Annotated in this window: 11 protein-coding genes and 1 pseudogene; 4 read left to right on the forward strand and 8 right to left on the reverse strand. The window is 68.6% G+C overall.

All coding sequences use genetic code 11. From position 1 onward, the window contains the following. Window positions 1-26: 26 nt before the first annotated feature. The 4 genes from prpF to prpB form a co-directional block, all read right to left on the reverse strand. Entirely contained in the window at window positions 27-1217 is a 1191-nt protein-coding gene (gene prpF / locus BG90_RS19045; protein ID WP_010117814.1) for a 2-methylaconitate cis-trans isomerase PrpF, read from the reverse strand. 458 nt (window positions 1218-1675) lie between these two features. Further along, window positions 1676-4270, reverse strand: coding sequence for a Fe/S-dependent 2-methylisocitrate dehydratase AcnD (gene acnD, locus BG90_RS19050; protein ID WP_010117813.1), 2595 nt, complete (start codon window positions 4268-4270; stop codon window positions 1676-1678). A gap of 73 nt (window positions 4271-4343) precedes the next feature. Beyond that, the gene (prpC, locus tag BG90_RS19055) at window positions 4344-5516 is read right to left on the reverse strand and encodes a bifunctional 2-methylcitrate synthase/citrate synthase (RefSeq protein WP_010107490.1); all 1173 of its coding nucleotides are present in this window, start codon (window positions 5514-5516) and stop codon (window positions 4344-4346) included. A gap of 63 nt (window positions 5517-5579) precedes the next feature. Next, on the reverse strand, window positions 5580-6473 hold the full coding sequence (gene prpB, locus BG90_RS19060) for a methylisocitrate lyase (RefSeq protein WP_010107488.1): 894 nt from the start codon (window positions 6471-6473) through the stop codon (window positions 5580-5582). A gap of 209 nt (window positions 6474-6682) precedes the next feature. On the opposite strand from prpB, the gene prpR reads away from it, so the two are divergent. Beyond that, on the forward strand, window positions 6683-8722 hold the full coding sequence (gene prpR, locus BG90_RS19065) for a propionate catabolism operon regulatory protein PrpR (protein WP_010117812.1): 2040 nt from the start codon (window positions 6683-6685) through the stop codon (window positions 8720-8722). Window positions 8723-9001: 279 nt separating this feature from the next. Further along, window positions 9002-10630 carry a methyl-accepting chemotaxis protein gene (locus BG90_RS19070; protein ID WP_010117808.1) on the forward strand — a complete coding sequence of 543 codons (1629 nt, stop codon included), beginning with the start codon at window positions 9002-9004 and terminating at the stop codon, window positions 10628-10630. A gap of 293 nt (window positions 10631-10923) precedes the next feature. On the opposite strand, the gene BG90_RS19075 is transcribed toward BG90_RS19070, so the two are convergent. The 3 genes from BG90_RS19075 to BG90_RS19085 all read right to left on the reverse strand — a co-directional run bounded on the left by BG90_RS19075 (window position 10924) and on the right by BG90_RS19085 (window position 13908). After that, window positions 10924-11748: a class I SAM-dependent methyltransferase gene (locus BG90_RS19075; protein WP_010107482.1), complete on the reverse strand. Its 825-nt coding sequence runs from the start codon at window positions 11746-11748 to the stop codon at window positions 10924-10926. A gap of 204 nt (window positions 11749-11952) precedes the next feature. Further along, window positions 11953-12891, reverse strand: a complete 939-nt coding sequence (gene pip, locus BG90_RS19080) for a prolyl aminopeptidase (protein WP_010117806.1) — start codon at window positions 12889-12891, stop codon at window positions 11953-11955. A 195-nt stretch (window positions 12892-13086) separates the two neighbouring features. Next, window positions 13087-13908 (reverse strand): LysR substrate-binding domain-containing protein, encoded by an 822-nt coding sequence (locus BG90_RS19085; protein ID WP_010117805.1) that lies wholly within the window; start codon window positions 13906-13908, stop codon window positions 13087-13089. Between BG90_RS19085 and BG90_RS19090 the strand changes: the two genes are divergently transcribed. After that, window positions 13830-14150: a tautomerase family protein gene (locus BG90_RS19090; protein ID WP_167344694.1), complete on the forward strand. Its 321-nt coding sequence runs from the start codon at window positions 13830-13832 to the stop codon at window positions 14148-14150. The two genes, BG90_RS19085 and BG90_RS19090, sit on opposite strands and share 79 nt — an antisense overlap. Window positions 14151-14569: 419 nt before the next feature. After that, window positions 14570-14766 (forward strand): annotated as a pseudogene (locus BG90_RS37030) (DUF308 domain-containing protein); the annotation flags it as partial. Between the two features lie 171 nt (window positions 14767-14937). Here the strand turns inward: BG90_RS37030 and BG90_RS19095 are convergent. Continuing rightward, window positions 14938-17445 carry a penicillin acylase family protein gene (locus BG90_RS19095; RefSeq protein WP_010117798.1) on the reverse strand — a complete coding sequence of 836 codons (2508 nt, stop codon included), beginning with the start codon at window positions 17443-17445 and terminating at the stop codon, window positions 14938-14940. Window positions 17446-17875: the final 430 nt, after the last annotated feature.

The raw sequence follows: 17875 nt of genomic DNA on the forward strand, positions 1-17875 counted from the left end.
CATCGCATTGCCCGAGCGCCGAAACGTCAGAACGCGTCGCCCGGCACGCGCACCCAGCCTTCCATCAGCACGCGCGCGCTGCGGCTCATGATCGCCTTCGTGACGACCCACTCGCCGCCTTCCTGCTTTGCGTGAGCGCCGACGCGCAGCGTGCCCGACGGATGGCCGAAGCGCACTGCGTTGCGCGCGCCGCCGCCCGCCGCGAGATTCACGAGCGTGCCCGGAATCGCGGCCGCGGTGCCGATCGCGACGGCTGCCGTGCCCATCATCGCGTGATGCAGCTTGCCCATCGACAGCGCGCGCACGAGGAGGTCGACGTCGGCGGCCGCGACGCGCTTGCCGCTCGACGCGACATAATCGGCCGGCTTGGCGACGAACGCGACCTTTGGCGTGTGCTGGCGCGTCGCGATCTCGTCGAGCGACTGGATGAGTCCCATGCGCAGCGCGCCGTGCGCGCGGATCGTCTCGAACATCGCGAGCGCCTTTGCGTCGCCGTTGATCGCGTCTTGCAGCTCGGTGCCGTTGTAGCCGACCGCTTCGGCCTCGACGAAGATCGTCGGAATCCCTGCGTTGATCATCGTCGCCTTCAGCGTGCCGACGCCTGGCACGTCGAGATCGTCGACGAGGTTCCCTGTCGGGAACATCGTGCCGCCCGCGCCGTCCTCGTCGGCGGCCGGATCCATGAATTCCAGCTGCACTTCGGCCGCGGGGAACGTGACGCCGTCGAGCTCGAAGTCGCCCGTCTCCTGCACTGCGCCGTTCGTGATCGGCACGTGCGCGACGATCGTTTTGCCGATGTTCGCCTGCCAGATCCGCACGGTCGCGACGCCGTTCTCCGGCACGCGCGCCGGATCGATCAGGCCGCCCGAGATCGCGAACGGGCCGACCGCTGCTGACAGGTTGCCGCAATTGCCGCTCCAGTCGACGAACGGCTTGTCGATCGAAACCTGGCCGAACAGGTAATCGACGTCGTGCTCGGGCCGTGCGCTCTTCGCGACGATTACTGTTTTGCTGGTGCTCGACGTTGCACCGCCCATTCCGTCGATCTGCTTGCCGTAGGGGTCCGGGCTGCCGATCACGCGCGAGAGCAGCGCGTCGCGGGCGGCGCCTGGTTGTTGCGCGGTTTCGGGCAGGTCCTGCAGGCGGAAGAAGACGCCTTTGCTGGTGCCGCCGCGCAGGTAGGTTGCGGGAATTTTGATTTGAGGGATGTGATCCATGTTTTGTTGTCCTGTGTCGACCGGAGTTAGCGCTTCAGCGCTTACTCCGGTCCCACCCTTTAGGGTGTCGACCGGAGTTAGCGCTTTAGCGCTTACCCAGTCCCACCCTTTAGGGTGTCGACCGGAGTTAGCGCTTTAGCGCTTACCCAGTCCCACCCTTTAGGGTGTCGACCGGAGTTAGCGCTTTAGCGCTCACCCAGCCCCACCCTTTAGGAAGTCGACCGGAGTTAGCGCTTTAGCGCTAACCCAGTCCCACCCTTTAGGAAGTCGACCAAAGTTAGCGCTCCAACCCTTACCCCAGCCCCACGCTTCGCACTCCGATCCCACGCCAAGCAAAGCAACTCGGGCCTGTTCCCCCAGGCAACGTTTGAGCGTCGCCGCGAGAACAGCCTCTTCGATCCGCTTGCCGCTTCGGCACGCGGCCCCGCCAGGCGACGCGCTTGCGCGTCACCGCGCCGTCACGCCGCCTGCGACGATTCGAGGAAATCCTGCGCGAAGCGCTGCAGCACGCCGCCCGCGTCGTAGATCGACACTTCCTCGGCCGTATCGAGCCGGCACGTGACCGGCACCTCGACGCGCTCACCGTTCTTCCGATGGATCACGAGCGTGAGATCCGCGCGCGGCGTGCGCTCACCGATCACGTCGAACGTCTCGGTGCCGTCGATGCCGAGCGTCGTCCGGTTCGTGCCCGGCTTGAACTCGAGCGGCAACACGCCCATCCCGATCAGGTTGGTGCGGTGGATGCGCTCGAACCCTTCGGCGGCGATCGCCTCGACGCCCGCGAGCCGCACGCCCTTCGCCGCCCAGTCGCGCGACGAGCCCTGGCCGTAGTCCGCGCCCGCGATCACGATCAGCGGCTGCTTGCGGTTCATGTAGGTCTCGATCGCTTCCCACATCCGCGTCACCTTGCCGTCCGGCTCGACGCGCGCGAGCGAGCCCTTCTTCACAGCGCCGTCGACGACCGCCATCTCGTTGACGAGCGTCGGGTTCGCGAACGTCGCGCGCTGCGCGGTCAGGTGGTCGCCGCGGTGCGTCGCGTACGAGTTGAAGTCCTCTTCGGGCAGGCCCATCTTCGCGAGATATTCGCCCGCGGCGCTGTTGGCCATGATCGCGTTCGACGGCGACAGGTGGTCGGTCGTGATGTTGTCGCCGAGCACGGCGAGCGGCCGCATGCGTTGCAGCGTGCGCTCGCCCGCGAGCGCGCCTTCCCAGTACGGCGGACGGCGGATGTACGTGCTTTGCGGCCGCCAGTCGTACAGCGGCGCGGCGCGCTCGCCGGCGTCGGCCGCACGCGCGAACATCGGCTCGTAGACCGCGCGGAACTGCGCGGGCTTCACGCTCGACGCGACGATCGCGTCGATCTCCTCGTCGGTCGGCCAGATGTCCTTCAGCGTGACCGGCTTGCCGTCCTGGTCGTGGCCGAGCGCGTCCTTCTCGATGTCGAAGCGGATCGTGCCGGCGATCGCGTACGCGACGACGAGCGGCGGCGACGCGAGGAACGCCTGCTTCGCATACGGGTGGATGCGGCCGTCGAAGTTGCGGTTACCGGACAGCACGGCGGTCGCGTACAGGTCGCGATCGACGATCTCCTGCTGGATCTTCGGATCGAGCGCGCCCGACATGCCGTTGCAGGTCGTGCACGCGAACGCGACGATGCCGAAGCCGAGCTTCTCGAGATCGGGCAGCAGGTTCGCTTCCTTCAGATAGAGCTCGACCGCCTTCGAGCCGGGCGCGAGCGAGCTCTTCACCCACGGCTTGCGCACGAGGCCGCGCGCGTTCGCGTTGCGCGCGAGCAGCGCCGCGGCGATCACGTTGCGCGGGTTGCTCGTGTTCGTGCAGCTCGTGATCGCGGCGATGATCACCGCGCCGTCGGGCATCTCGCCCGGCTTCTCTTCCCACTGGCCGGCGATCCCGCGCGCGGCGAGATCGGAGGTCGGCAGCCGTTTGTGCGGGTTCGACGGGCCGGCCATGTTGCGCACGACGCTCGACAGATCGAACGTCAGCGTGCGCTCGTATTGCGCGTGCGTCAGGCTGTCCGCCCACAGGCCGGCCGCCTTCGCGTACGTCTCGACGAGCTTCACCTGCTCGTCGCTGCGGCCCGTCAGGCGCAGGTAGTCGATCGTCTGCTCGTCGATGAAGAACATCGCGGCCGTCGCGCCGTACTCGGGCGCCATGTTCGAGATCGTCGCGCGATCGCCGAGCGTCAGGCTCTTCGCGCCGACGCCCCGGAATTCGAGATACGCGCCGACGACCTTCTCCTTGCGCAGGAATTCCGTGAGCGCGAGCACGACGTCGGTCGCGGTGATGCCGGGCTGGCGCTTGCCGGTCAGCTCGACGCCGACGATGTCGGGCAGCCGCATCCACGACGCGCGGCCGAGCATCACGTTCTCCGCCTCCAGGCCGCCCACGCCGATCGCGATCACGCCGAGCGCGTCGACGTGCGGCGTGTGGCTGTCGGTGCCGACGCAGGTGTCCGGGTACGCGACGCCGTCCTGCGCCTGGATCACGGGCGACATCTTCTCCAGGTTGATCTGGTGCATGATGCCGTTGCCGGGCGGGATCACGTCGACGTTCTCGAACGCCTTCTTCGTCCATTCGATGAAGTGAAAGCGGTCCTCGTTGCGGCGATCCTCGATCGCGCGGTTCTTCTTGAACGCGTCCGGATCGAAGCCGCCGCATTCGACGGCAAGCGAGTGATCGACGATCAGTTGCACCGGCACGACCGGATTCACCTTCGCCGGATCGCCGCCGCGCTCCGCGATCGCGTCGCGCAGGCCCGCGAGATCGACGAGCGCGGTCTGGCCGAGGATGTCGTGGCACACGACGCGCGCCGGGAACCACGGGAAATCGCGTTCGCGCTTGCGCTCGACGATCTGTTTCAGGGAATCGGCGAGGATCGCCGGATCGCAGCGGCGCACGAGGTTCTCGGCGAGCACGCGCGACGTGTACGGCAGGGTGTCGTACGCGCCCGGGCTGATCGCGTCGACGGCGGCGCGCGCGTCGAAGAAATCGAGCGACGTGCCGGGCAGGGGTTTGCGGTTGGCAGTGTTCATTGCGTGGGGACAGACTGGGTAACGATCGTCGCGAAACGGCCGGGCGTCGAGCCCGGCCGCCGCATGCCGCCGATCAGCGCTTCTCGATCGGCACGAACTTCAGGTCTTCCGGGCCGGTGTAGTTCGCGCTCGGGCGGATGATCTTGTTGTCGATCCGCTGCTCGATGATGTGCGCGCTCCAGCCGGACGTGCGCGCGATCACGAAGAGCGGCGTGAACATCGCGGTCGGCACGCCCATCATGTGATACGACACCGCGCTGAACCAGTCGAGGTTCGGGAACATCTTCTTGATCTCCCACATCACCGATTCGAGCCGCTCGGCGATGTTGAAGAGCTTCAGGTCGCCCGCTTCCTTCGACAGCTTGCGCGCGACTTCCTTGATCACCTTGTTGCGCGGATCGGAGATCGTGTAGACCGGGTGGCCGAAGCCGATCACCACTTCCTTGTTCTCGACGCGGCGGCGGATGTCGGCTTCCGCTTCGTCAGGCGTGCGGTAGCGGTTCTGGATCTCGTACGCGACTTCGTTCGCGCCGCCGTGCTTCGGCCCGCGCAGCGCGCCGATCGCGCCCGTGATCGACGAGTAGATGTCGGAGCCCGTGCCGGCGATCACGCGGCCCGCGAATGTCGACGCGTTGAACTCGTGCTCCGCGTACAGGATCAGCGACGTGTGCATCGCGTCGACCCACGACTTCGACGGCGTCTTGCCGTGCAGCAGATGCAGGAAATGGCCGCCGATCGAGTCGTCGTCGGTTTCGGTCTCGATCCGCTTGCCGTTGTGCGAATAGTGATACCAGTACAGCAGCATCGAGCCGAGCGACGCCATCAGCCGGTCCGCGATGTCGCGCGCGCCCGGCAGGTTGTGGTCGTCCTTCTCGGGCAGCACGGTGCCGAGCAACGACACGCCCGTGCGCATCACGTCCATCGGATGCGCGGACGCCGGCACCCATTCGAGCGCCGCCTTCACGTTCGCGGGCAGCCCGCGCATCGCGCGCAGCTTCGTCTTGTACGCGGCCAGCTCGGTGACGTTCGGCAGCGTCTCGTGCACGAGCAGGTGCGCGATCTCCTCGAATTCGCTCGAGCCGGCGATATCGAGAATGTCGTAGCCGCGGTAATGCAGATCGTTGCCGGTCTTGCCGACCGTGCACAGCGCCGTGTTGCCCGCCGCGACGCCCGACAGCGCGACCGACTTCTTCGGCTTGAAACCGCCCGCGGTGCTCGTTGCTGCTGCTTCCTTTGTCTCGCTCATCCTTACACTCTCCTGGGGTTCGAATCCTTGAATCCTTGAATCCTTGAATCTTGAATCCGCGCTTCAGTCCCGGCCTTGGCTGAAGAGCTGGTCCAGCTTCTCTTCGTAGGCGTAATAGCCGAGATATTCGTACAGCTCCGCGCGCGTCTGCATCGTCGGCACGGCGGCCTTCTGCGTGCCGTCGCGGCGCACCGTCTCGTAGAAGTTCAGCGCGGCCTTGTTCATCGCACGATATGCGCCGCAGCAATACAGCGCGATGTCGACGTTCGCGCTCTTCAGCTCGTCGATCGTGAAGAGTGGCGTCGAGCCGAACTCGGTCAGGTTCGCGAGGATCGGCACCTTCACCGCTTCCTTGAAGCGGCGGTAGTCGTCGAGCGTCTTCATCGCCTCGGGGAAGATCATGTCCGCGCCCGCCTCGACGTACGCGATCGCGCGCTCGATCGCCGAATCGATGCCCTCGGCCGCCGCGGCGTCGGTGCGCGCCATGATCACGAAGGTCTCGTCGGTGCGCGCATCGACGGCCGCCTTGATCCGGTCGACCATCTCGCCCTTCGGCACGCATTCCTTGCCGGGACGGTGGCCGCAGCGCTTCTGGCCGACCTGGTCTTCGAGGTGCACGGCGCCGACGCCCGCCTTGATGAACGAGCGGACCGTGCGCGCGATGTTGAACGCGCCGCCCCAGCCGGTATCGATGTCGACGAGCAGCGGCAGGTTCGTCGCGTTGGTGATGCGGTTCGCGTCGACGAGCACGTCGTCCATCGTGCTGATGCCGAGATCGGGGATGCCGAGCGAGTTCGCGGCGACGCCGCCGCCCGACAGATAGACCGCCTTGAAGCCGACCGCCTCGGCCATCTTCGCGGCGTACGCGGTGATCGCGCCGACCACCTGCAGCGGCTGCTCGGCCGCGACCGCCGCGCGGAATTTCGCGCCGGCGCTGATCAGTTGTGGGTTGCCCATCGACTCCTCCTGAAAGATGCTCGTAAATAGCAAGGTCCGGGCCAAGCCGTTCGCCGGCCGCTAACTTGCTGATTCTGCGCGCATTTCATGCTCGGCGCTCACATCGGATGATTGCAATATCGAAATTGAAATTCCATATTTGAAATTCAAGCGCGATAATGCGGATCGTCACCCATCCGTCCGAGCGCGACGCTCGTTCAGCCCTCAGCATGAGCACCCTACCCGAAACCGGCGCGCGGCCGCGCGTCTGGGCGGTCGGCATCAGCCGGCTGCGCGCGTTGTTTCGCGACATCGCCGACGAATACGAAGAGCGCGCCGATCTGCGGATCGTCGCGCGCGGCTACGAAGAGGCGATCACCGCGCTCGCGACGGCGGGCGCCGAGCGCCCCGACGCGATCGTCGCCGCCGGCTCGAACGGCACCTACCTGAAGGCGCGCGTGCGCGTGCCCGTCGTGCTCGTCAATCCGACCGGCTTCGACGTGATGCACGCGCTCGCCCGCGCGCGGCGCGACGCGACGCGGATCGCGCTCGTCAGCTACGGCGAGACGCCGCCCGAAGTGCGCAGCTTCGCGGCCGCGTACGGGCTCGACGTCGCGTTCGCGTCGTACCAGAGCGCGCAGGAAGCGGAGACGCGCGTGCTGGAGATGCGCGACCGCGGCATCGAGACCGTCGTCGGGCCGGGGCTCGTCACCGATCTCGCCGCGAACATCGGAATGGGCGCGGTGTTCGTCTACTCGCACGCGTCGGTGCGCGCGGCCGTCAACACCGCGCTCGAAGTCGCGCACGCGACGCACGGCGAGGCGCTGCGCCGCGAGCGCCTCGACAATCTGCTGCAGCATCTGCGCGACGGCGTCGTCGCGCTCGACGGCGAGGGCCGCGTCGAGGCGATCAACGAGCGGCTCGCGCTCGCGCTCGGCGTCGAGCCGTCGGCCGCGGTCGGCCGCGCGCTGCGCGACCTGACGCCCGAGCTGCGCACGTTGCGCGCGGCCGACGGCGACACGCTCGCGACCGTGCGCGGCGTACGCTACGTCGTCCATCGCGGCCCGCTCGCCGCGGGCGCAGGCGCGCCGGGCAGCGTGCTGACGTTCCAGGAATCGCGCGCGGTCGAGCGGCTCGACCGCACGCTGCGCTCTCACCAGCACGCGCAGCAGTTCACCGCGCGCTACCGGCTCGACGACGTCGTCGGCGCGTCGCCCGCGATCGCGCACGCGCGCGATCTCGCGCGGCGCTACGCGAAATCGGACGCGACCGTGCTGATCCTCGGCGAGAGCGGCACCGGCAAGGAGATGATCGCGCAGAGCCTGCATGCGCTGTCCGCGCGCCGCAAATATCCGTTCGTCGCGGTGAACTGCGGCGCGTTTCCGGAAGCGCTGCTCGAGAGCGAGCTGTTCGGCTACGAGGAAGGCGCGTTCACCGGCGCGCGGCGCGGCGGCAAGGCGGGGCTCTTCGAAGCCGCGCACCGCGGCACGCTGTTCCTCGACGAGATCGGCGAGATGCCGCCGTCGCTGCAGAGCCGGCTGCTGCGCGTGCTGCAGGAACGCGAAGTCGTGCGCGTCGGCTCGACCGAGCCGATTCCGGTCGACATCCGCGTCGTCGCGGCGACGCACCGGCCGCTCCTTGCGGCCGTCGAAGCAGGCACGTTTCGTGCGGATCTGTATTACCGGCTGAACATCCTGAACATCGGGCTGCCGCCGCTGCGCAAGCGCGCGGCCGACATTCCCGCGCTCGCCGCGACGCTGCTCGCGCAGGCCGCGCGGCGCGAGCCGCGGCTCGCCGAGCGATTGCGCGACGCGCGCGACGCGGCGCGTGCGCTCGAAGCGGCGAACGCGGCGCTGATGCGCTATCGATGGCCCGGCAACGTGCGCGAATTGCAGAACGTGATCGAGCGGATCGCGGTGGAGCTCGCCGATGCGCACGAGCGCGGCAATGCGGCCGTGAGCGTCGACACGCTGCGCGCGATCGCGCCCGAAGTGCTTGCGGCCGATGCGTTCGCTACGCGCGGCGACGGCGATGCCGTTGTCGGCGACGGCGACGGCGATGGCGCCGTGCAAGGCCAGACGCTCGTGCAGCGTCGAAGGCGCGCGGAGGCGGACGAAATCCGCGCCGCGCTCGACGCATGCGGCGGCGATCGCGATCGAGCGTGCGCGATGCTCGGCATCAGCAAGACGACGCTGTGGCGCAAGCTCGCCGCGGACGAAGGGAAAGCGCGCGACGTTCGCGGCGGCGGAAAACACGGCGGCGGCGCGTGACGCTCGCGAGTCGCGAGCTCGTGGCGCGATTCCGGTTCTTTCTCCTCGGTATTTGAGTCGTGCAGATTTCCACTCACGATTCGCCGTTCACGACGTACGCTGCGCGCCGCGCGATGTGCGGAACGCGGGCGGCGACGCGCGCACGCATCGCGCGATGGAACGTACGTTCCGGCCTTTCCGGCGCCCGCGATTCATCTGATTTAAGGAACGCGCGGTCGCGCCGATAACCAGCCATCGCCGACCGGCGACATCGCATTCCCCAGCTATTCCAGAGGTCAGATGAAGCTCCGCCGCAAAATCCCCCTTGCCTTCACGGCAGCGCTCGTCCTGACGTCCGCCGGCGCGTTCTACGGCATCCACGCGCTCAATCGCTCGCTCGACGCGTACGGCACGACGGTCCGGCAGAACGTCGCGAACGAGCGGATGGTGTCCGCGACGCTCATCGCATTCAAGCTGCAAGTTCAGGAATGGAAAGACACGCTGCTGCGCGGCAAGGACCCGGCGAAACTCGACAAGTACTGGAGCGCGTTCCGGCAGCGCGAACAGACCGTCGATGCGCTCGCCGCCGAACTGAAGTCGAAGCTGCCCGACGGCGAGAGCCGCAGGCTGATCGAGCAGTTCGCGTCGGCGCACGCGGAAATGGGGCAAGGCTATCGTAAGGGCTTCGAAGCATTCAAGGCATCGGGCTTCGATCCGTCCGCCGGCGATCAGGCCGTCGCGGGCGTCGATCGCGCGCCCGCCGCGCTGCTCGAAAAGGCCACGCAGGACATCGCCGCCGACAGCGCGCGCGTATCGGCCGATGCCGCAAGCGACGCCGCGCGCGCGACGACGTTCAGCATCGTCGCGACGCTCGTCGTGTTCGCGCTCGCACTCGGCGGCGGCGTCTGGTTCAGCGGCACCGTCGCGCGTCCGCTAGCACGCGCGCTCGCGTGCGTGCGCCGGATCGCGACGGGCGATCTGTCGACGCCGATCGACGCGCACGGCGACGACGAGATCGCCGAGCTGCTCGCCGCGCTGAAGGACATGCAGGCGAGTCTGTCGCACGTCGTCCGCGACGTGCGGCACAACGCCGACGGCGTCGCGACCGCGAGCGCGCAGATCGCGTCAGGCAATCTCGATCTGTCGTCGCGCACCGAGGAGCAGGCGGCGTCGCTCGAAGAAACGGCCGCGAGCATGGACGAGCTCACGTCGACCGTGCGCCGCAATGCCGAGCATGCACAGCATGCGTGCGCGGTCGCGGGCGCCGCGTCGACGACCGCGACGCGCGGCGGCGACGTGATGCGGCAAGTCGTCGACACGATGCATGGGATCGCGGACAGCTCGAGCAAGGTCGCCGAAATCATCGCGGTGATCGACGGCATCGCGTTCCAGACCAACATCCTCGCGCTGAACGCGGCCGTCGAAGCCGCGCGCGCGGGCGAGCAAGGGCGCGGCTTCGCGGTCGTCGCGGGCGAAGTGCGCACGCTCGCGCAGCGCAGCGCGACGGCCGCGCGCGAAATCAAGACGCTGATCGAGCAGTCGACCGAGCGCGTCGGCGCGGGCTCCGCGCTCGTCGGCGACGCGGGACGGATCATCGGCGAGATCGTCGGCTCGGTGCGGCAGGTGACGGACATCGTCAGCGAGATCGCGTCGGCGTCGAACGAGCAGAGCGTCGGCATCGAGCAGGTCAACCACGCGGTCGCGCAAATGGACAACGTGACGCAGCAGAACGCGGCGCTCGTCGAAGAGGCATCCGCGGCCGCGCATGCGCTCGCCGAACAGGCGCGCGCGCTGCACGGCGCGGTGGCGGTGTTCAAGCTGCATGGCGACGGCGCCGCCGAGCGCGACGAGGCGCGCAACGCGCACGATACGCGCGATACGCGGCAGCTCGCCGAGCGCGATCTGCGGCCGGCGGACGCATTCGCTTGAACGCTGAGCGATCGGAGCGGCAAAGCGCCGGTTAGACGCGATCCGACCGATCGCGCGCGACGAAGCGGTCGCGCGCCGCCGCGACTCAGCGGGAGGGGCTTCGGTAAAGCGTCATGGGCTGCCGCTCCATCGGCCGCCGAGCGATGCGCGCGCCGGCGGCCGCGATTCGGCGCCGATGCGTGCGCACATGCGCGCGCTGTCATTGCGTCGGCGTTCGCGCATGCAACGCACGCCGATGCTTCGAATCCGACGCGGCGTTCGCCGGCGCGCCGCCCCCGCGTATCGCCCCGACGCTACATGCACGGCTTGCTCGCGATGAAGTGAAACCACGCTTCGTCGCCGAGATCCTGATCGCTCCGCAAAGGCTTGCCGGTCGAACCGCCGAACGCCGCGCGCAGCCGCAGGCCGGCGTCGGCGAGCTGCCGCTGCTGCGTCGCGAAATCGGTATACATGATGAGTATCCCGAACTTGTGCGCGGCGCACACGCGCATCGCATAGCCGTCGAACGCTCGGTTGAAACGCGAATGGCGGAAATAGTTGAACACGCCGACCGGCAGCGAATACGCCATGCGCGCCGCGTCGAGCGCGATCGCGAGCGGATTCGCCGAGCGCCGCGGCAGGCGAACGAGCCGCGACGGCCCTTCACGATAGCTCGGCCCCGCGAGATTGTGCGTCGAGAACAGCACGAAGCCGCCCGGCCTCAGCACGCGCGAGAATTCCTTCAGGATCGACAGCCGGCCGTCGTGATCGACGGCGTCGATGCCGTTGTAGCTGAACACGACGAGCGAGAAGCTCTCGTCCGCGAACGCCGGCATGTCGCGCGCATCCATTCGATGGACGCGCGTGCCCGGATGATTGCGCCGGCAGATCTCGACGAGCTCGGGCGTGTAATCGACGGCCGTGTAATCGGCGCTGATCGCCTTCAGCATCGGCACGGTGCGTCCGCCGCCGACGCCGACGTCGAGAATCGGCTCGTCGCGCACGCGCTCGGCGATCCACGCAAGCGCCGCCGCCTCGCCCGGATCGGTCCAGCCGGTCGCGCTCCCGTACCCGCGAAGCGCGCTGCGGCTGCGCCAGACAGCCTGATTGATGCGGTCCTGCACGAACCCTTCGTCCACGACTCCCCCTCTTCGCCGACGGCCCCGGCGAATCGCCGCACTTCGTTGAACTCACTTCGAGTATCGTGACCGGCGCGGTCGCGTCTCTGTACTGCGGCTTACATTGGGGGAGATTTCGAAGGAAGCTTCGAAGCGGCGCGCATCGAACGCGCCGCCTTGCGATTCGGCGACGACGCCTATCGCGCGCCTGCGCCGGACCGCGAATCAGCGCGTGCGCGCAAAGCGATCGGTGGCCGCGATCAGCGCACGCAGGATGCCCGGCTCGTCGTACGCGTGGCCCGCATCGGGCACGATCTCGAACGACGCCCTCGGCCACGCCTTCGCCAGCTCCCACGCGGTGCGGGCGGGCGTGGCGACGTCGTAGCGCCCCTGCACGATCGCGCCCGGAATGTCCGCGAGATGATGCGCGTCGCGCAGCAACTGCCCTTCTTCGATGAAACCTTGATGAACGAAATAGTGATTTTCGATGCGGGCGAACGCGAGCGCGTAATGCGCGTCGCCGAAATGCGCTTCGTGCGCGGGATTCGGCAGCAGCGTGATCGTCCGGCCTTCCCAGACGCTCCACGCGCGCGCGGCGTCGAGCTTCGCCGCTTCGTCGTCGCCCGTCAGGCGGCGGCGATAGGCGGCCATCAGGTCCGAGCGCTCGGCAAGCGGAATGGGCGCGACGAATGCTTCCCAGAGGTCCGGGAACAGCCACGACGCGCCTTCCTGGTAATACCAGAGCAGTTCCGACCGGCGCACGGTGAAGACGCCGCGCACGACGAGCTCGCTGACGCGCGCCGGATGCGTCTCCGCATAGGCGAGCGCGAGCGTGCTGCCCCACGAGCCGCCGAACACGAGCCAGCGCTCGACGCCGGCCATCTCGCGCAGCCGCTCGATGTCGTCGACGAGATGCCATGTCGTGTTGTTGTCGAGGCTTGCGTGCGGCGTCGAGCGGCCGCAGCCGCGCTGGTCGAACAGCAGCACGTTGTAGCGCGCGGGATCGAAAAGGCGGCGGTGATCGGCGTTGCAGCCGCCGCCCGGGCCGCCGTGCAGGAAGACGGCCGGCTTGCCGTCGGGATTGCCGCAAAGCTCCCAGTACACGCGATGGCCGTCGCCGGTGTCGAGGAAGCCTTGTGCATAGGGTTCGATCGGTGGATACAAGATACGCTCCGGATAAATGGAAGAAAACGACCGGAGCGATCGGGCGCGGACAGCCCGCGCACACGCGCGCGCCGTCCGCCGACGGCTCCGGTTCGGCTCGACGTCGAAAGCAACGCTTCATTATGCCGAGTCGCCGGAAAAACGGCGCGGCCGCCGGCCTCGGAGGCGGCCGGCCGTCATTCGTCCGCGCTCGCGCTACCCGCCGTGGCGCAGCGCATCGACCAGCAGCGCAAACGCCGCCGAAGGCTGCCGGCGGCTCGGATAGTAGAGGTGATAGCCCGGAATCCGCGGACACCAGTCTTCGAGCACGCGCTCGAGGCGGCCCTGCGCGACATGCTCGATCACGAGGTCCTCCGGAACGTATGCGAGGCCGTATCCGTCGAGCGCCGCCTTCAGCATGTGCGGGGTCGTATTGAACGTGAACTGGCCATGCACGCGCATCGGCACGTCCTGATCGCCCTTCACGAATTCCCACGCATAGAGGCCGCCGTAGGTGGGCAGCCGCAGATTGACGCACGCGTGCTCGGCCAGATCCCGCGGCGCTTGCGGACGCGGCCACGTCGAAAGATAGGCAGGAGACCCGACGACCGCCATCCGCATGTCGGGCCCGATGCGCACCGCGATCATGTCCTTCGCGACTTGATCGCCGCTTCGCACGCCCGCGTCGTAACGCTCGGCGACGATGTCGATCAGCCCGTAGTCGACGTTGATCTCGACGTTGACGTCCGGGTAGTCGTGCATGAACGCCGCGAGCTTCGGCCACAGGATCGTGTCGACCACATGATCGTGCGCGGTGATACGGATCGTGCCGGCAGGCTTTTCGCGAAGCTCGCTCAACGCATCGAGCTCGGCCTCGATGCGCTCGTAGCAGACCCCGACCGTCGACAGCAGGCGCTCGCCCGCCTCGGTCGGCGACGAACAGTATCGGGATGCGTCGCATGGGCAATGAGCCGCGCCGGCGTGTCGGGCGTCGGGCGTCGGGCGTCGGGCGTCGGGCGTCGGGCGATGTCGGATCATCGAGGAGCGTGAACGATGCCTCACGTGATCGGGAAATTGCGGCCCGGGAAATCGGCGCTGCAAAAGCAGCGGCCGATGCGATCGCGCAGGACGTGATGCGCGTGCCGAAGTACGGCGAAGAATCGGTTTCGGTCGCGTTCGAAGAAATCGAGCCGCACGACTGGACCGAGAAAGTCCATACGCCGGACATTCGGCGCAAGCGGGACACGCTCTACAAGAAGCCCGGCTACGAGCCGCTGTGATTCCGGCGCGGCATCGACCGGCGCGCGCTTCATCAGGCGTCTCGACGATGCGCGCGCGTTCTGGACGCCGAAACGCATGGCATCTGGAATGTCAACGAAAGCGTCCCATACTTACTTCGCCTCACCGAGAGTCGCGCGCCGACGCATATTTGGCGAAAAAGCCCGCGCGCCGATTGTGCCGGATACCGAATTTTTCCCGGTCGTCGCTGCCGCAGACCGTATTCGCACACTGTCGTATCGCGCGCCGACCCTCGTCGCTTCGCGCATGCAAGCATCCGGACGACCGGCCCATGGCCACGACCACGCCCGAGCCAAGCCGCCCTCGACCGATTCCCGATCGCGGGCTGCGCATCGCGCCTTCCGGCTTGCGGCGCGCGCATCGCGCCGGCCCCGTCGCGTTAGCCGCGCTGCCGCGAAGCGCCGCGCAGATCCGCAAGCGCGCGGTGACGATGGCGTGGACGTCCGGGCTCACGCTCGACTACGCGCGCTCGGCATGCTCGCCGATCCGCGTCCGTTCGCCTGGTGGAAGGTTGCGTGCACAACGATCGGCAAGCTCGTCGAGCAACGCCGGCAGTGGCGCGATCAGGACGCGCAGGCGGCCGAGTCGCAGGGCTGACGCGCGGCCGCGCGCGATGCGGCGCCGCCGGGCATCGGCGCGCGGCCGCTCGATCGATGCCTGACCTGTCGCCACGCTCGCCGGCCCGACGCCGATCGGGTCGGATGCGCCGGCACGCTGCGCGAGGCCGCATGATGCCGCACGGGGCCGCTTGATCCCTCCTGATGCCGCTCAACGAGCGGCGGCCGGCTCCAGTATCAGGGTGTCGTGCGTGAGCGCGCCGACAGCGCGTTCGCTGAACGCCATCGGCCAATATTGGCCGCTCGCCCAGCCTTGCAGCAGGTTCGCGTAAAACGGGCTGCGCGGGTCCCCCGATTGCCCCGGCGTGTTCTGGAGCCGCGAGCGGTCCCAGTCCGCCAGATCGATCACCTCGCGATACGACGCGCCGCTCGTCTGCCGGAAATCGGACGGCCGATAGGTGCCGCGATGCACGGTGTCGTCGTCGCCGCCGACCGGATAGCGTTCGGTGCCGAACGCGTCGAAACCGGGCGCCACGCCGGCCAGCATGTGATCGAACTGCGCGTGATGCAGCCGGCCCCATCGCCAGTCGTCGACCTCGTCGCCCAGCCGTGCGCGCGCGTTCGCGAGCCCGTCGCGCAGCGCGTCGAGCAGCAGCGCGTCGCGGCCCGCGGCGGGGTCCGCGCCGAACGCGCGGTCCGGCTGCCGCAGAGAGCGCAGCACCTGCCGCACCTCGAGTTTCGGGAACGCGTCGCGCGCGGCAGCCGGCACCTCGACGTCACGGACGCGACGCATCACTTCCCGCATCCAGAATTCGTAGATCGTCGCCGGGACCGAGTCCGCCGCCATCTCGCCGTTCCAGCGGCCGAGGCGCGCGAGCGCGTCGCGCGTCTGCGGCCCGTCCGGCTTCAGTCGCGATGCGAGCGCGAGCATCGCCGCTGCGGGCAGCGACCGCTCGTCGTACTGCAGCCGCTCCATGTCCGCCACCGTCAGCCCGCTCGCGCCCCGCAGCGCCTCGTCGATGCGCATCTGCCGAAACGGCTCGGCCCACACGTGCGCGGACCGCCCGACGTAGCGATAGCCGTCCGGCAAATCGTATGCGTTCGCGGTCGCGATATAGCCGGCGGCCGGATTCAGCGAGCGCGGCAGCGCGTCGCCCTCCGTCAGCCCCGCCCATTCGTAGCGGCCGTCGCCCGGCACCGGCAGCACGCCGGACCAGTCGGCCTCGCGACGGATCGGCGCGAGCGCGCCGCCGAACCAGCCGATGTTGCCGTCGACGTCCGCGTAGACCATGTTCTCGCCCGGCACGTAATGCCGGTTCATGCCCGCGACGAAGCTCGGCCAGTCGCGCGCCTGGTCGAGCCTCAGGCTCGCGAGATAAGCGGCCGTGCCCGGATATTCGAGGTACGCGGCGCGCAGCGCATAGGCCTTGTGATGCGCGACGTCCTCGTACAGCACCGGCCCGTGCCGCGTGAACGCCAGCCGCTCGACGCGGCTCGCCTGCCCGCGCACGCCGATGGTCTCGTCGACGGTTCGCATCTTCTCCCACGCGCCGCGATAACGGTACTCGTCCGGATGGCCGGGCCGCGTGTCGTAGACGTACAGATCCTCCTCGTCGCCGAACGCGAAGATCGTCAGGCCGAACGCGACGCGGTCGTTGTGTCCGAGCGACACGCCCGGCAGCGACGGCTCGCCTGCGCCGATCACGTTCCAGCCCGGCGCGTGCAGATGCACCATGTAGCGCAGCGACGGCATGCCGATGCGTCGATGCGGATCGTTGGCGAGGAGCGGCTTGCCGCTCGCCGTGCGCGTGCCCGCGACCACCCAGTTGTTGCTTTCGTAGCGCGGCGCGTAGGGATTCGCCGAGTCGTCCGCGAGCGTCGGGCGCATCGCGCTCAGACGCGCGGCGAGCGCTTCGCGGCCCGCCGCGCCGAGCGGGCTGCGCGGGAAGTCGTCCGCGCGGAACGGCTGCCCGTTGCGCGCGAGCAGGTAGTCGGACAGGATCCGCTTGTCGATCAGCCCGACGTCGAGCCCGGCCGGGATGGTCCGCTGCCGCACGGGCGGCTCGAACACGTTCAGCGCGATCGCCTTCTGCAGCCCGACCGCGGCGACCTGCCGCGCGAACGCGACCTCGCCCGTCACATTGCGCGTGATCCCGTAGATCCGGATCAGCGACGACTCCGGCCGCCATTCGCCGGGCTCGGTGCCCGTCAGGCGAAACTCGGCGGGCATCTTCGCGGGATCGGCCTTCGCCTCGCGAACGTATTCGTTGATGCCGTCGGCGAACGCCTGCAGGATCTGCTTTGCTTCGGGGTGGTAACTCGCATACTCGGCGTCGAGATCGCCGCGATAGAGAAAGAGCCGCGCGGCGCGGTCCTGTGCGGCGAAGCGCGGGCCGAACTGCTCGGCCATCTTTCCCTCGCCTTGCCTGCGCCACAGATCGAGTTGCCAGAGCCGGTCGCGCGCGGCGTTGTAGCCCTGCGCGAAGAACAAGTCATGCGTGTTCCGCGCGTAGATGTGCGAAACGCCGACGCTGTCCCTGACGATGCGCACCGGCTCGCGCAGGCCCGCAATGCCGCTCGCGACGACGGCGCCGCTCGCGGCCGGACGCGCGGCATCGGCGGCGGAGGCCGCCTGCCTGCCGGCCGTGCAGCCCAGCGTCAGGATCAGCGCGAGCGTCGCGCAGAGGGCGACGCTGCGCGTCGCGTGGCGATTCGACATGGCGTTCTCCTTCGTTGGAATCCGGCAAATCACGCGACGGCGACGGCGACATGCCCGCGCCTCCTTCGCGATCGCTCGGCGGCACGAGCAGGGGGACGTCCCGATCGGCCGGCGCGCGTCGCGCGCCGCGTCCGCCGCCCGACGCGCTCGGCGGCACGATGCGGTGCGTCGCGCGCGAACGACACGATGCGCGCGAGCCACGAGCGCCGGCGCATCGCCCGTCACGACATCGCCATGGCGAACGACATGCATGCCGACTCAAGCCCGAGGCGAGTCAACGATATCACGCCGCTGCGCGAGACCGATCCCGACGCTCACTACCCGCCGGACGACGCGAGGCATGAAGAATCGAAGGGCGATACGGCGGAACGGTCGAAGCGAATGGAGAATCGACGCGTTCCTTTCCGGTGCCGTGGATTTCAATCAGGCG

Source organism: Burkholderia oklahomensis C6786 (genome assembly GCF_000959365.1).
Taxonomy (GTDB): domain Bacteria; phylum Pseudomonadota; class Gammaproteobacteria; order Burkholderiales; family Burkholderiaceae; genus Burkholderia; species Burkholderia oklahomensis.

What these genes read in the sequence shown, in the direction of transcription:
- BG90_RS19070 (WP_010117808.1), top strand. Translation starts at nt 9,002, where the DNA reads ATGAAGCTCCGCCGCAAAATCCCCCTTGCCTTCACGGCAGCGCTCGTC.
- BG90_RS19090 (WP_167344694.1), top strand. Translation starts at nt 13,830, where the DNA reads ATGGGCAATGAGCCGCGCCGGCGTGTCGGGCGTCGGGCGTCGGGCGTC.
- prpR (WP_010117812.1), top strand. Translation starts at nt 6,683, where the DNA reads ATGAGCACCCTACCCGAAACCGGCGCGCGGCCGCGCGTCTGGGCGGTC.
- acnD (WP_010117813.1), bottom strand. Translation starts at nt 4,270, where the DNA reads ATGAACACTGCCAACCGCAAACCCCTGCCCGGCACGTCGCTCGATTTC.
- prpF (WP_010117814.1), bottom strand. Translation starts at nt 1,217, where the DNA reads ATGGATCACATCCCTCAAATCAAAATTCCCGCAACCTACCTGCGCGGC.
- BG90_RS19095 (WP_010117798.1), bottom strand. Translation starts at nt 17,445, where the DNA reads ATGTCGAATCGCCACGCGACGCGCAGCGTCGCCCTCTGCGCGACGCTC.
- prpC (WP_010107490.1), bottom strand. Translation starts at nt 5,516, where the DNA reads ATGAGCGAGACAAAGGAAGCAGCAGCAACGAGCACCGCGGGCGGTTTC.
- prpB (WP_010107488.1), bottom strand. Translation starts at nt 6,473, where the DNA reads ATGGGCAACCCACAACTGATCAGCGCCGGCGCGAAATTCCGCGCGGCG.
- BG90_RS19085 (WP_010117805.1), bottom strand. Translation starts at nt 13,908, where the DNA reads ATGATCCGACATCGCCCGACGCCCGACGCCCGACGCCCGACGCCCGAC.